A 14657-nucleotide genomic window follows, 5' to 3' on the forward strand; every position below is an offset into this window, starting at 1 on the left:
ATATTCAGTTATCCCTGCATATCTAGAATTGTCTTATTTACTTTTAATTGATCTCTGTTCACTGCTCATTGATTAATCTTCAATTAACGCTTTATTTCTACTACGTTGCACCCAAATTATAATTCCAACAACTATTAATGCCATTGGAGAAAGTAACATGAATCCATTGTTTTCATATCCTAAAGCATACAATCCAGTTTTTTCAATTGGATCACCTAACACTTTAAATCCTAATAATGTACCAGAACCTAATAATTCTCTAAAGAAACCAACAATAATTAATATTACTGCATATCCAAGAGCATTTCCAATACCATCTAAGAACGACTTCCATGGTCCGTTTCCTAAAGCAAAGGCCTCAAAACGTCCCATGATAATACAGTTTGTAATAATTAATCCTACAAAAACCGATAATGTTTTACTTAATTCATAAGCAAATGCCTTCAGTACTTGATCAACAATAATTACTAAAGCTGCTACTACGATTAACTGTACAATAATTCTAATTTTAGAAGGAATGATGTTTCTCATTAAAGAAATAACTACATTTCCTACTCCAAGTACAAACAATACAGAAATAGACATTACGATAGACGCTTTCAATTCTGCAGTAATTGCCAAAGCTGAACATATACCTAATACCTGAATTGTAATTGGGTTGTTATCCGCTAATGGATCTTTGATTAACGCTATATCTTTTTTTGATAATAATCCCATAACTATTTTAATGTTTTAAAGTAAGGTACATATAATGCTAATTCTGATTTAATCATTGCAGCTACACCGTCACCAGTAATTGTTGCTCCAGCAATTGCATCAACCTCATTATCATTTTTATCTTCATTCTTAGGGTCTGCATTCGATTTAGAAACAGTGATTCCTTTGAATACACCATTGCTCATTAAATCTTCTCCTGCAAAATCATCCATAAAGAAGCGTTGCTTAATGTTTGCTCCTAATCCTGGAGTTTCACCTTTATGATCAAAGAATACACCTTGAACTACCATGTTTTTATCCATGGCAACATATCCCCAAATAGCATCCCAAAGACCTTTACCTCTAATTGGTGCTATATAGAAAGTTTTACCTTCTTTTTCACCAATAAACAATGGTAATTTTCTTGTTTTACCTTCTTTTGCTAAAGTTTGCTCTTTTTTAATATCAATCAAATAAGCCTTGTCATTTTCAGTAACATCAGATCCGCTAATAACAAGTTGCTTTTTTATGTTTTGAGTGAATGCCTCAGCTACTTTATCTTTTGAGATAAATGTTGCACTGGTTTCATCATTTTCGTTTACTCCCATAGCATACAAAATATTTTGCTGCTTTTCAATACGCTTGTTAGCGTTGATCATTGGGCTAAGAGACGATGCTGTAAAAGCTAATAACGCCCCTACTACTAATACCATTCCTATGGCGAATAGTAGCGTATATCCATTACTATCTGTCTTTTTACTCATAATTAGGCAGTTTTAGCTTTTAAACGTTTTAATCTTTTCTTTACATTTCCTTGAACCACATAGTGATCAATAGTTGGAGCAAAAACATTCATTAATAAAATTGCTAACATTACTCCTTCTGGATAAGCTGGATTGAATACTCTAATCATAATTGAAATAAATCCAATTAAAAATCCGTATATCCATTTTCCTTTTATTGTTTGCGCAGCTGTTACTGGATCAGTAGCCATATAAACAGCACCAAAAGCAAAACCTCCAATCATTAAATGTTTCCAGAAATCTAAACTCATTAATCCATAAAACTTACTTGTTTCTGTAATCCATCCCATATCTACTACTTGATTGAAGATGAATCCCATTACTAAAGCTCCTATTACAGATGAAAGCATAACCCTCCAACTACCAATTTTAGCAAAGATTAAGAATAGTGCTCCTAATAAGATCAAGAAGGTTGAAGTTTCTCCAACCGATCCAGGGATAAACCCAAAAAACATATCCGAAACAGAGTAATTTAGAGGCTGTGATTGAGCCAAGCTCCCTAAAATTGTTTCTCCTGAAATTGCGTCAGCGGTACCAGCTCTTTCTACTGCTTCATGAATCCATACTTTATCTCCTGACATCCATGTTGGATATGCGAAGAATAAAAATGCACGAATTGTAAGTGCAGGATTTAAAATATTCATTCCTGTTCCTCCAAAAACTTCTTTACCAATTACAACTCCAAATGCTACCGCAACAGCAAGCATCCAAAGTGGTAAATCTACAGGAACAATTAAAGGCACTAACATTCCAGTTACCAAGTAACCTTCTTCTATTTCATGTCCTTTAATGATACAAAAAACGAATTCAATAGCTAAACCAACAACATAGGAAACAATTACTAACGGTAAAATTTTAATGGCACCGATTAGTAAGTTATCTAAGTTCCAGAAATCTGTACTAAAGAAAGACATTCCTGAAACAAAACTATCGTTAATAGCTGCGTTATGTTGATACCCTGCGTTAAACATACCAAAAATTAAACACGGCACTAATGCCATGATTACGGTATTCATAGTACGTTTTAGGTCATCTGCCGATTTAACATGAGTTCCTCCGTGAGTTGTCTCATTTGGCATATATAAGAACGTATGAAAACCATTAAATAGCGGAGCCATTTTAGTTCCTTCATACTTCTTTTTTAAATTATCTAATTTTTGTTTTAAGCTCATGTCTTATCCTAATTCTGCTCTCATTAAATCTAATCCTTCACGAATGATTTTCTGATGAGGCTGTTTTGAAACACAAATAAATTCGGTTAATGCAAAATCTTCTGGTGCTATTTCATAAGCTCCAAGGCCTTCCATTTCATCAAGATCTTTATACATACATGCCTTTAATAATTGCATTGGGTATATATCAAGAGGGAATACCTCTTCATAAGCTCCAGTCACTACAAAGGCTCTATGCTCTCCATTCGTATTTGTATTTAAATCATACTTTTTCTTTGGAGTTAACCATGAGAATGTTAAAGCTCTAGTAGTAGATACTTTATTGAAAATAGGCTTATTCCATCCAAAAAGTTCGTAATCGTTACCTTCTGGTATCGCTGTAAACTGATTCTCATAGTATCCTAAGAAACCATCTTCCGCCACTTGCATTCCTGACAACACGTTTCCGCTTATTACACGCGTATTATCTGAATTTAAATTACCTTTTACAACGTCAGCAACTTGTGCTCCTGCCAAAGCAGTAACATATTGAGGCTTTTCAAATTTAGAACCTGTTAAAGCCACAGTTCTAGTTAAGTTAAAGTTTCCAGTTAACAATAATTCTCCAATAACCACTAAATCTTGCGGAGTAACAACCCACACAACTTCTCCTTTGTTAAGAGGATCAATATGCGCAATTTGTGTACTCACATTACCAATTGGGTGTGGTCCTGAAACTTTATGTAGTTCAACGCCTTTCACATCTCTAAATGGAGATATATTTGAGCTTTTTGCAACAGAAACATGCACTTTTCCAGATGTTAACTTTGTTAACGCTGTTAATGCAGTTTGAAGCTCAGCTTCTTTTCCTTTGAGCGCATAATCATAATCAGCGGCCAATGGTGCACTTGCATAAGCGGACACAAAAATTGCTTTTGGCTCTTGATTTGGATTGGCTACCACATCATATGGACGTTGTTTGATAAATGGCCAACATCCAGAAGTAAACAGGTGATTTTTCACCTCTTCTCCCGACATTGAATCAACGTCTTTTTTACCAAAATCTTTGTATTCCTGCTTTCCATCAGCAGTGATTTTAATTGATAAAACTTTTCTTCGTGCTCCACGAACGATTTCAGAAACTTTTCCGCTTACAGGACTAGGAAATAACATACGTTCATCACTTTTGTTATAAAAAAGTGCTTCTCCAGCTTTTACTTCAGTACCCTCTTTTGCTATAATTTTTGGAATTACGCCGTGAAAATCATCTGGTCTAACAGCAAAAACACTACCTAAAGGAAGTTCGGTAGTTACTTGTTCTGCTTCACCAACAAGCCTGATATCCAGACCCTTTTTAATACGGATGTCTTTTGACATAGTAACAGATTAATTTGATTTTCTTAAAAAACATGCAAATTTAAATATTTTGAAAACCACTTAAGAGCAATTCCTTTTTTATCTTCCTTAAAACAGTTTATTTATATTTGTTCTAAATAAAATAAGGTATTTTGGCGTATATTTTGATATTTTTGTCATCATGAACAAGATTATACTTTCTTTTTTAAGCCTTGGTTTTGCAACTTTTTTAAATGCTCAAAACATAAAAAGCATACTGCTAAGACCTGCCAATAATCCGAAGCAATACAACTCAATTGTTCGACTTGGCAATGTGTTAGAATTATCGTTTGACGACCTCGAAGCAGACAACAAAGATTACCACTACAAAATAGAACATATGACCTATGACTGGAAGCCCAGCAGCTTAACCAGTAGTCAATACATTGATGGATTTGATCAAAACTCAATTATCGACGTTACCAACTCTTTCAATGCACTACAAGCGTACACACATTATTCGGTTCGTTTACCTAATACAAATACTGTTATTACTAAAAGTGGGAATTACCTAATCTCAATTTTAGATGAAGATTACGAAACTGTATTCACAAGAAGATGTATATTTTATGAAGATAAAAGCATTATCGGTGTGACAGCCCTGAGAAGCAGAGCTGTTAACACAAACCAAACGCATCAAACTGTTCAATTTCGAGTAAGCCACCAAGACATTGTTCTCAACAATCCCAATCAGGAAATTAAAGCTACTTTAATTCAAAATAACGATTGGAACACCATGATAAACGACATTCCGCCTCTATTCATTCAGCCAAATCTTCTGGTATACAACCATGTTAATTACACTAATTTTCCAGGAAATAATGAGTTCTATTTTTATGACACAAAGTATGTCAGAAACACAAGTTTAAATATTAACAAAGTTGAAAGAGAAGACATATATCACACATATTTGTTTACGGACGAACCCAAAGCCAACAGATCTTATACATTCAACCCCGATATCAACGGTCAATTTGTAATTAATTCGCTAGATCCAAATACACGCGATTCTAGAACTGAAGCCGACTACACCTTGGTTCATTTTTCTTTAAAGCTAGACGCTCCTATTAAAAGAAAAGAGCTGTTTGTTTACGGTGCTTTCAATGATTTTAAGCTTTTGGAGGAAAATAAAATGACATATAACGAAGAAGCCGGAGTTTATGAAGCTTCTATTCTATTAAAACAAGGCTTTTATAACTATACTTATGCTGTAGTCGATGAAGAAAATAACATTGACTTAAAAAAGATTGGCGGTTCCTTTTTTGAAACTGAAAATGAATACACTGCCATTATTTATTATCGTCCAATTGGTGGTTTTTACGATAGAGTTATTGGTGTTGGATATGGCTATTTTAATCAAAACAGGTAAGAAAACCGCAGTATTTCTATAAGAATTCAAATTTTATAAGTATTTTTATTTTCATGTTTCAACAAATAACTAAAGGAATAAAAATTTCAGTCAAGACCAAATACATTGGAACGAGGTATAGAGGCCATATGACATACTATGCTTTTAGTTATTTTATTTCAATAGAAAACTATTCTTCACAAACCGTACAATTACTCGAAAGATTTTGGGTTATTTTTGACTCTTTAAATACTATTGAAGAAGTTAACGGCAAAGGTGTAGTAGGTGAAACCCCTACGTTAAAACCGCGTGAAGTACATAACTATCAATCAAATTGTTTTTTAGTTTCTTCGATTGGCGCTATGAGCGGAAAATATAAAATGATGGACACCTCAACCCTAGAGGAATTTTTTGTTACAATCCCAACTTTTCAACTAACTACAACTCCTAGGCTTAATTAATATAATGATTAAGAAAAATAAAGCTTTAACAGTAAAAGACCCTAATTGCTTAAACTGCGGGCATCCATTTACTGGACACGAAAAATATTGCCCAGAATGCGGACAAGAAAACAAAGGAAGCAAAATTACTTTTGCTAATTTTATGACCGAAATGTTTCGCGGATTCTTTTCATGGGATGCCAAATTCTGGAGGACTTTGTTTCCATTATTGATAAGTCCGGGTAAAGTTTCTTATAATTATATTTCAGGTAAACGGAATCATTACTCAAACCCTTTTCGTTTCTATCTCACAGTATCCATTATGTTTTTCTTACTACTGAGCGTTAACGAAACTTATAAAAAAATAAACAAACTAAACACAGCTGGTCAAAACAAACAACAAAGCTTCAATATCAATTTAGATACCGATAAAATTGATAAAGATTCATTGACCCAAGCAATAATCCATGATATTCAGAATCAAAAATACATTGACCTCCCAGAAGATGCCGAAAAAAATATTCAAGACTCTTTAAAGAAAACGGATTCTATTGTTAAAAACACAAAAGACGATATTAACTTTTTTACGGGTAGTAAGTACATAAATAAACTTACCATGTACAACAAAGTAAACCCTGATATTAGTCCTGACGAAGCACTTAAAAATTTAGAATTACCTCTAAATTTTTCCAATCGCTTTTGGTATTCAAGAGCAGTTAAAATAAATAAAATAGCCAAAGACAAAGACGAGCTGAATAATTTCTTAAAACAAATGATTTCAATGGGCTCTATTTCTCTATTTGTGTTACTACCACTTTTGTCCTTATCTCTAAAATTTATCTACATAAGACGAAAATACACCTATGTAGAACATCTTGTTTTTGTTTTTCATGTTCAAACCGTATTCTTTATTCTGCTCACCATATTCCTAATAATTAGTATGGTTAGTTCAGCAGAAATTGAAGACATTAGCATAATCTTTTTCTGCTTATTTGCTATCTATTTATATTTAGCAATGAAGAAGTTTTATAAGCAAGGGTATTTTAAAACATTTTTTAAATATATAATTGCAAATTTCTTCTTCATGATTCTAACCGTTCTGGGTATCAGTTTAATTTCTGCAATTGCCTTTGCTATTTATTAGAAACCCAACAATTAGCCTTGAAAGAACTAAACCTTATAAGAAATTACTACACTCCTATACAACCAAGTGTTAAGAGTATAAGCAACGTTTCTTATAAAGAAATAACACCAAACCCAGCACTAAAGAATTATATTCATTGCTTTTGGTATTTAAAAACAAAAAACCGCTTAAACAAACCCTTTAGTTATCGTGTGGTATCTGATGGGTGTATTGACATCTTTTTCAACTTAAACAATACCGAAGAAAACTTTATAATGGGTTTCTGTAAGGGATTTAAAGAATTTTCTATAGCTTATGAATTCAGCTATATTGGTATTCGATTTTACCCTTCAATCTTTCCTTTCTTATTTAAAACAGCAGCTAAAAATATTAGTGATTTAGACACCTCCTTATCTAATATAACTCCTGAATTTTCCTCCTTTATATCATTACTTCGAAACAATGATTTAATCAACACAATTAAAGAACTAGAAGATTACATTTTTTCAATTATTAAAGCCTCGAAAACAAGTATTGACCTGCGTTTCTTTAATGCTTTTATTGCTATACTTAGAGCAAACGGAAATATAGCTACAGACAGTGGATTAAATACAGGATTAGGACCAAGACAGCTACGGAGATTATTTAATTACTATATAGGCACAACTCCAAAATCGTTTTGCCTAGTTGTTAGATTTCAGTATGTTTTAAATCAACTCTTAAACTCAAAAACTCCTAAAAATCATTTTTTTTTAGATGTAGGATTTTACGATCAAGCACATTTTATTAAAAACTTCACTCAATTTTATGGTATTTCTCCTATGAAAGCGCTTCTATAAAATGACCGTTTTCTACAATACTCTACTACTTTTCAGTAATAACTTTGTCTTTAAGAAAAACCTATATTATGAAATATATAAATATTCTTATATGCTTATCACTTACTCTAATGACGGGTAATAAAACAAACACTAAAAACAAAAGACATATGAAACTTAATGCTGGTATAATTACAGAACATTTTACTGAAACAAAGAAGTTTTACACAAAAACCTTAGGTTTTGGGATTTCCTTTGAAAATGAGTTTTACCTACTATTACACACTCCAAACCACGAAGCAGAAGTAAGTTTTTTAAAACCAAATCATGAAAGTCAAAAACCTATTTTTCAACCTGCTTTTCAAGGAAAAGGAGTATACTTTACTATAGAGGTCGATGACGTAGATTCACTGTATAACGAGCTTCAAAAGAAGGACACAAAAATAATAACACCCATTCGAAACGAACCTTGGGGCGACAGGCATTTTACAATTGTTGACCCTAATGGAATCGGAATAGATATCGTAACCTATACAGACCCCAATAAATAATAAAAAGGTGCTAAAAGCGCCTTTTTTATCTTATAATCTCAGTTTATTTAAAAACTCATTTGTAACTCTATCAACTTGCCTTGAATTTTCACCAAACCAAATGAAATGATTCGCGCCTTTTACGACATGCAGCTCAATATCATTCCCTATCTTTTTCATTTCGTCATAAAAATATTGTGTAGCCTCTAGCTCACATCTTCTATCATTTTCTCCATGAATTAATAAAAATTTAGTTGATGTTTTCGCTACTAAATGATTTGGAGAAATAATTTTAATCTCATCCTTATTATCCAACTTCTCACTAACCCAACTATTACTTCTAGTTGTTAAATCGTATACACCTCCGTTAATAATTACCACATTTGGAACTGGGCTTATACTTAAATCATCATTTGACTCATTCCAATCTTTATTTAACACAGAAGTCATTGCCAGATGCCCTCCAGATGAGTTTCCAGTAACCACAATTTTATCAGCATCAAATCCGTATTTTTGAGCGTTTTTCCTCAACCATCGCAATGCAGATTTTGCATCTTTCACAGCTTCAAAAGGATAAGTTCCATGCCTTCCCTTTAACCTATACTCAACTGCTGCGACTACCCAACCTTCCTTTTTATAATCTTGCGCTGTTGTAAAAAACCAATCAGGTTTACCATAATCCCAACTTCCTCCATGAAAATGAACTAATAAAGGTTTTTCTTTCTTTATATCTGGCTTTTCAGGCAAAAACAAGTGCATTTCTAATTGATGACCATCTACTAATTTATAGATTTCAATTAAGTGCTGCTCTCTTCCTTTTTTATGATTATCATATAATTCCTTAACCTCATTCAAATACTCGCTATTCTCACATGATAAAACAAACTCGTCATAAATACTCTCAATATTTTCAATTCCAAAATCTCTTATCTGCTTTAACAAATACTCTTTTCTCCAGTAATCTTTAACCGTATTGTTTTTAAATAAGTTATTAATGAGCTTCCAATTAGCTCGTAATTTTTGGTTATCCAAACCTAAGAATTCATTTTTCTGTAAAATCTCATTAGACTCAAGCTCTATATACGCTCTAAGATATCTTTGGAAATCTTGATTTTGAATACTACTAAGTTTATTAAATTCGGAAAGACTATTGTCTATTCTCAATTGATTTTCTATTGATAAAACTAGCTGTTCTCCTGTAAAATTATAATGAAGACTAGGGTACCTTAAAATAAACCAATCAAAAAGCGATTGTATCCCTAACTTTTCACTTGCGTAGAGTTTTTTACTGATAATTTCTTTGTTTGACTTTCTATGATTTTCATAAACCCTTCTTAAAGAATCTATTTTAAAAGTAAATTCCTTTTGGTTTAAACTATAAATCTTCACAAAATCTTTTCCCAAAAATTCATCGACCCCTTTTGCAAGCTTAAATTGCTCCTTTAAAAAAGCCTTATCATTCAGCACATAATCGGATGATTCTTTCTTACAAGAATGCACGATTGCAAGTAATAACAATAAAATAATTAATTTTGGAATGGTTAAAGCTCTCATTTTTAGGTTTTAATTGATAACACTAAAAATACACATTATTCTATTAGTAAGCGTTTTAGCAGAAGACTTTAAAACGGACTTCCTTTCAGTAAGGAGTTAATCGGTGTTTCTGAAAAAGACAAGTTTACTTTAAACATATTGTTCATGTCTATTTTAATAGAACCTCTTTTAAGATTCTTTAAAACATTGTTTCTGAAAGAAAACTCCTCGTTCAGGCTCTTAAAATCAGTCTGAAGTATAAACTTTGTTTCTGCTAATTTGGTTTCTTGAAACGCATACAAACTATCAATCTCCCCAGAAGTCAATAAAACCCCTGTATTTGACGGCATTACTTTCGTTTCAAAAAACGGATTCAATGTTAACACTTCTGTTGCTTCAATACTTTTAATAAACGACTTTCTTTTTAAATAAGAATAAAGTTCAACTCCTCCTAAATAAGCCTTAGAAATTGGCACTTTCTTTTCCTGAACCTCTTTCTTTTCTACCTTATTAAAATCATCATCGTAGTCGTAACTAACAATAGTATCATATTGACTTTTTATCTCTAAAACTTGAGTTTTTAACTCGCCGTTCCAAAACTCAGTGATAGAATCTAGCTCTATTGTTGTAATTTTTTTTAGCTTCTTTTTTTGCTCGTCAGAAATTAATTTAGCAACCTCTTTTGCGTTAATTTTACCATAAAGACCGACTATGGTATTTTCAGAAGCCTTCACTCTTTCAGGATATAACAGACTTTCAAACTTACTCCACTTTCCAGTAAGATTAAGACTAGTCCCATCCTTTAACAACTTAATAAAATCACCTTCAACCGTACCTCCTGAAATCAACACTTCATTACTTTGGATTGATTCTAGCAGCAAATCTTTTTCACCTAGATATTCCTGTTGACTTAAGAGCCTTTTTAAAACTTCACTTACATCGCTTTGTTCGGTTAAAATCAACACCAATTTATCTTTATAGACTGTATAAATTAGTCTTCCTACTCTATAGGTTAAAATGTTATTATAAGTAGTTTTTTGTATGCTTTGTTCCTTAAAAAAAGCTTCTAACTTCTTTTTATCATTAATAACAATCTCGCTACTATACCACGCATCATTCAATTGATTTGAGAAACTGTAAAAAAACAAGTTTGGAGGAATTTCAATTTGCTTAAACAGTGAAATCTTTTTCTCTTTTTTCTTCCCTCCTTCTCCCTTTTGAAAAATTAAAGAAGGGTTGAAAACATACTCCATTAACAAAGTATATTCTAACTCACGTAAATTCATCCGTACAACTTTCTTTGCTGCTTTCGGTATTGTATTACTAATATTTACGGTTGGATTATATCTAAAATATCCAACCGTAAATACTATTATAATTATAACAAATAAACTATATGTTATTTTCTTAATCATTGATTTATTTAGCCACTTGATTGATAAATTCAAACAACAATTTTAAGGTATTTTCTTCTATTCCCCTTGTATTTAATTTTAACTCAGAAGATATAGTACTCCCTTTTATTCTCGACACTCTTAATACCGCATCTTTTAAATTTTCTTTCGAAAAATTAAGCATTTTCTTTTCACTTCTACCAACGTATTCTTTAGGAAACTTATCTAACAAAGCATTAACATCAGCATACAATACCGAAGTATTGTTTCTTATTAATTTTCCATATTTATTTGACTTTCCTAATGATCTTCCCACAGCAAAACTAACGGCTCCAAGCTTAGATGTTGTAATATACAGAATGTCATTTTTAACAACAGCATATATTTCAAAAGGTAAATCTTTTGTTTTTTCTATGAATTCATAGACATTATTATTAGCTCTTAATACTTTGTATTTCTCTCCTATTTTCAAGGCCTTTTTCCAAACTCCTTGTTCTTTAGAACCAATCATTAACGTAAAATCAGGAACAACAGTTTCTTTAGTTTTAGTAACCTCCTTACGTTCATAATTTTCGTCATATTTATATGATTTATAGGATACTTCTTTTTTTCCAAAATCGTTCAATACAAATAACGCATCACCAGTAATTAAATCACCAACAGCCTCTTCATCAATTAGTATTGATAATAAATCTCCAACAATATCGATCTCATTTTTAAAAGAAGGAATAATGCCTCCGTACATTTTAGTAAGCATATCAGGATATTGAAGTAACATTTCTTCTGTATTTATTGACATACTCCAGAATGCTAAAGCCTTTTCATGATCAAAACCATTAATTAACTTTTTATCCAATCTTTTGTTATAGATCTTCTTCATATATTTCTTCATGTCAGGATTTACTTCCATATCTAAAGATATACTAGCATTGTCTTTATCAAAAAACAAGTTTGCCGAAACCTCATTAACTCCATAAATATTCGAATCATTTAAGTTAATCAGATTATTCGAAAGAAGCTTTTTATACGACTTCATAAAATTTCCCATTAAGGAACCATAGCTAGGCAACCACAACGTCACAACAGAGTTTTTCTTTTTACTTTTTTGAAACGATGAATTAGAACTTAGATTATTACTAATATTTCCTTGAAAAATATTCTCGGCATAATCTCTAGCCCAACCATTTGCTACTCTTCTCTTAAACTTATAACTAGCTTCTCCTTCTTTTTTTTGCTTTTCTAATCGCTCTTTATGTTCATTAAAATAAGAATACGAGCGGTCGCCGTTTACCAAAAAGAGCATTTCATCATTCCAAATGGTTAAATTACTATATCCTTGAAGAATGTTATATCCATTTTTTCTTTCAATATCTTCGCGCTTAGACTCTTTAAGTGTAGACTCAAATTGTTTTCTATCTTTTAATTCAACCATAATGTTATGATAAGAAATACTATCTGTTTGCTTAAAGAAATAATAAGCATTCGATTTCAAATCAATTCCGACATTATCAAGTGAGTTAACCTGGTTATTGTCTTCTCTTTTTCTATTAATATCTTTTAATATTTCTTTGCCTAAAGCACTTGAATTAATTTCTGAAAAGTTAATCAGTTTAAATACGTTATCAGCATTTCCAGCAACAACCACACTTGAATTGCTTGGTATTTTATTCTCAATTTTTTGAGCTTTTCCAGTTAAAATTGCACCTAGTAAGGCTAAGGTGGCTAATGATTTTTTCATTTCTATTATTTTTTCGGTAAGGTGTCGCTTTTTAGTTCTAGTGTTATTAAGGGGTTGTCGGATAAACTATAACGCAAAAGCTTCGATTTTTGGTTTTTAATTATATAATTGAATACTATTTTTAATAGTCTGTTTATTCGTAATAATATCTTGAGCCATTAATCTTAGCATAACAGCTTTTTTATTCTTGGAAATTCTTGATTGTTTGTTTGTACAGGAGGCTACAGGAGTTGAAAAACGATATATTCCAGTATAACTTGCCTTTTCAAACACTTCTCTATCTTGGGATTTCGTTTTCTGAAATTCTCTTCCTATATTAAAATGATGACTTCTAACAAACTCATTTTTTGCTTTATTAAAACTAAAATGTTTATGATTTTTAATTTTTTGAGCTTCGGTTTTTGAACTAAAACTTACTAATACCGAATTTATGGCTTCAACATTTTTAAAATCGCATGAAATTGTCACAATAAACTCATCAAAGTCTATCGATTTTTTAACATTGCTAATCCCTGAAATTTTATTGATTTTTGTAACAGCTTTAGACACATGATTCTGAATATCTGCTTTAGAAGGAATCTTATATCCATTAACACTATCTAAAAGCATTATGGAAGCCAACTTTGTTTTACTTTGACTTAAATTAACGGTGATCACCGCACTTCCTGTACCATCTTTATTAAACGTAATTTCTTCTACAAACTCAAAACAGCTTGTAAACAGGAATAAGGTTAAAATTGAGATTATAGTTAATTGTTTGTAACTCATAATAATTTTTTACAAACATACCAAAATTTGAAATCATTACCTCAACAAACCCATAAGTGTTCTTTAAAGTTTATTATTCGTTATAGATTACAATTGCAATTCTTTTTCTAGCAGTTCTGAACTAATTTCTGAAATATATTCAAATGAAATTTTAGCGTCGCTTTTTAACACACATGTTGTGCTCACAGTTTCTACTAAATCTCGTTTCATCTTAACTGCTATTTCAGGGGTTCCTTTCGAATCATCTTGATGAAAGGCTATAATATTTTCTTTTTCAAAAGCTTTATTTTCATTTAGCCATTCCGTAAACCATTCTTTTCGCTGTCCTTTCATTACCTCGTCATACAAGGTTGATGATGACCATATATGTGGCTTATTATCAATTTTTTCGAAATATTTCTTACCTCCATCCCAAACCAATTCATATATTTCAAGCGCACTTGACCATTCTACCAAAACAATCGTGAAAGGCTCTACTCCATCAAATGAAAATTTATTTACTTCACTTATTGCATTTTCACTGGCAAGCAAATGCTTTACAATAACACCACGACTCATCTTATAAGATTTCGCTCTGCGATGTTTTTTAAATCCACCGTTTAAAAGACAAATTAATCGATTCTTTTCACTTAACCCAATCCAGGTACCTCCAGCGATTTTATCTTTTGGATATGTCAGCTCAACTCCGTTTTCTAAATAGTCTTTAGGAGGTACTGTTTCTCTCTCAGGATTTTCATCTCTATTTGAGGTTAAAATAAAATTATTTCCTCCTAAAGGCAAAAAGGTTACTGTACACATATTGCATCGTTTTTGGGTAAATAAGACGTATAAACCACTCTATTATTACTAAAAATAACCGTAACTTTGTTGTTTCTAAACAGAATACAAACAAAGGAATAATTTTAATAACAAACAACACA

Annotated in this window: 14 protein-coding genes; 5 read left to right on the forward strand and 9 right to left on the reverse strand. The window is 31.6% G+C overall.

Annotated elements, in window-relative coordinates; all coding sequences use genetic code 11:
- Positions 1-72: 72 nt before the first annotated feature.
- Genes BLW23_RS10495 through BLW23_RS10510 form a run of 4 tightly spaced genes read right to left on the reverse strand, consistent with a single transcriptional unit; the run spans position 73 to position 4027 of the window.
- Positions 73-717, reverse strand: coding sequence for an NADH:ubiquinone reductase (Na(+)-transporting) subunit D (locus BLW23_RS10495; RefSeq protein WP_093669586.1), 645 nt, complete (start codon positions 715-717; stop codon positions 73-75).
- Between the two features lie 2 nt (positions 718-719).
- A complete protein-coding gene (locus BLW23_RS10500; RefSeq protein WP_093669589.1) occupies positions 720-1460 on the reverse strand; it encodes a Na(+)-translocating NADH-quinone reductase subunit C in 741 nt (246 codons plus the stop codon).
- Positions 1461-1462: 2 nt separating this feature from the next.
- Entirely contained in the window at positions 1463-2671 is a 1209-nt protein-coding gene (locus BLW23_RS10505; protein ID WP_093669591.1) for an NADH:ubiquinone reductase (Na(+)-transporting) subunit B, read from the reverse strand.
- A gap of 3 nt (positions 2672-2674) precedes the next feature.
- Positions 2675-4027, reverse strand: a complete 1353-nt coding sequence (locus tag BLW23_RS10510; protein WP_093669593.1) for a Na(+)-translocating NADH-quinone reductase subunit A — start codon at positions 4025-4027, stop codon at positions 2675-2677.
- A 160-nt stretch (positions 4028-4187) separates the two neighbouring features.
- Between BLW23_RS10510 and BLW23_RS10515 the strand changes: the two genes are divergently transcribed.
- From BLW23_RS10515 to BLW23_RS10535, 5 genes are all read left to right on the forward strand, one after another.
- Positions 4188-5414, forward strand: coding sequence for a type IX secretion system plug protein (locus BLW23_RS10515; protein WP_093669595.1), 1227 nt, complete (start codon positions 4188-4190; stop codon positions 5412-5414).
- A 53-nt stretch (positions 5415-5467) separates the two neighbouring features.
- Positions 5468-5854 carry a Co2+/Mg2+ efflux protein ApaG gene (apaG, locus tag BLW23_RS10520; protein WP_093669597.1) on the forward strand — a complete coding sequence of 129 codons (387 nt, stop codon included), beginning with the start codon at positions 5468-5470 and terminating at the stop codon, positions 5852-5854.
- A gap of 4 nt (positions 5855-5858) precedes the next feature.
- Complete coding sequence (locus tag BLW23_RS10525; RefSeq protein ID WP_093669599.1) at positions 5859-6977, forward strand: DUF3667 domain-containing protein; 1119 nt, start codon at positions 5859-5861, stop codon at positions 6975-6977.
- Between the two features lie 17 nt (positions 6978-6994).
- Positions 6995-7795: an AraC family transcriptional regulator gene (locus BLW23_RS10530; protein ID WP_093669601.1), complete on the forward strand. Its 801-nt coding sequence runs from the start codon at positions 6995-6997 to the stop codon at positions 7793-7795.
- Positions 7796-7944: 149 nt separating this feature from the next.
- Complete coding sequence (locus tag BLW23_RS10535) at positions 7945-8325, forward strand: VOC family protein (protein ID WP_093669809.1); 381 nt, start codon at positions 7945-7947, stop codon at positions 8323-8325.
- A gap of 30 nt (positions 8326-8355) precedes the next feature.
- Here BLW23_RS10535 and BLW23_RS10540 read toward each other — a convergent pair whose 3' ends face one another.
- The 5 genes from BLW23_RS10540 to BLW23_RS10560 form a co-directional block, all read right to left on the reverse strand.
- A complete protein-coding gene (locus BLW23_RS10540; protein WP_093669603.1) occupies positions 8356-9858 on the reverse strand; it encodes an alpha/beta hydrolase in 1503 nt (500 codons plus the stop codon).
- A gap of 68 nt (positions 9859-9926) precedes the next feature.
- A complete protein-coding gene (locus tag BLW23_RS10545) occupies positions 9927-11252 on the reverse strand; it encodes a hypothetical protein (RefSeq protein WP_093669605.1) in 1326 nt (441 codons plus the stop codon).
- 4 nt (positions 11253-11256) lie between these two features.
- The gene (locus BLW23_RS10550) at positions 11257-12969 is read right to left on the reverse strand and encodes a hypothetical protein (RefSeq protein WP_093669607.1); all 1713 of its coding nucleotides are present in this window, start codon (positions 12967-12969) and stop codon (positions 11257-11259) included.
- A 96-nt stretch (positions 12970-13065) separates the two neighbouring features.
- Positions 13066-13737, reverse strand: coding sequence for a hypothetical protein (locus BLW23_RS10555; protein WP_093669609.1), 672 nt, complete (start codon positions 13735-13737; stop codon positions 13066-13068).
- Between the two features lie 87 nt (positions 13738-13824).
- The gene (locus BLW23_RS10560; RefSeq protein ID WP_093669611.1) at positions 13825-14535 is read right to left on the reverse strand and encodes an NRDE family protein; all 711 of its coding nucleotides are present in this window, start codon (positions 14533-14535) and stop codon (positions 13825-13827) included.
- Between the last annotated feature and the right edge of the window lie 122 nt (positions 14536-14657).

Source organism: Tenacibaculum sp. MAR_2009_124, assembly GCF_900105455.1.
Lineage (GTDB): Bacteria > Bacteroidota > Bacteroidia > Flavobacteriales > Flavobacteriaceae > Polaribacter.

Coding starts and splice junctions, on each gene's coding strand:
- BLW23_RS10500 (WP_093669589.1), bottom strand. CDS start 1,460: ATGAGTAAAAAGACAGATAGTAATGGATATACGCTACTATTCGCCATA.
- BLW23_RS10555 (WP_093669609.1), bottom strand. CDS start 13,737: ATGAGTTACAAACAATTAACTATAATCTCAATTTTAACCTTATTCCTG.
- BLW23_RS10560 (WP_093669611.1), bottom strand. CDS start 14,535: ATGTGTACAGTAACCTTTTTGCCTTTAGGAGGAAATAATTTTATTTTA.
- BLW23_RS10545 (WP_093669605.1), bottom strand. CDS start 11,252: ATGATTAAGAAAATAACATATAGTTTATTTGTTATAATTATAATAGTA.
- BLW23_RS10505 (WP_093669591.1), bottom strand. CDS start 2,671: ATGAGCTTAAAACAAAAATTAGATAATTTAAAAAAGAAGTATGAAGGA.
- BLW23_RS10515 (WP_093669595.1), top strand. CDS start 4,188: ATGAACAAGATTATACTTTCTTTTTTAAGCCTTGGTTTTGCAACTTTT.
- BLW23_RS10550 (WP_093669607.1), bottom strand. CDS start 12,969: ATGAAAAAATCATTAGCCACCTTAGCCTTACTAGGTGCAATTTTAACT.
- BLW23_RS10495 (WP_093669586.1), bottom strand. CDS start 717: ATGGGATTATTATCAAAAAAAGATATAGCGTTAATCAAAGATCCATTA.
- apaG (WP_093669597.1), top strand. CDS start 5,468: ATGTTTCAACAAATAACTAAAGGAATAAAAATTTCAGTCAAGACCAAA.
- BLW23_RS10535 (WP_093669809.1), top strand. CDS start 7,945: ATGAAACTTAATGCTGGTATAATTACAGAACATTTTACTGAAACAAAG.
- BLW23_RS10525 (WP_093669599.1), top strand. CDS start 5,859: ATGATTAAGAAAAATAAAGCTTTAACAGTAAAAGACCCTAATTGCTTA.
- BLW23_RS10510 (WP_093669593.1), bottom strand. CDS start 4,027: ATGTCAAAAGACATCCGTATTAAAAAGGGTCTGGATATCAGGCTTGTT.
- BLW23_RS10540 (WP_093669603.1), bottom strand. CDS start 9,858: ATGAGAGCTTTAACCATTCCAAAATTAATTATTTTATTGTTATTACTT.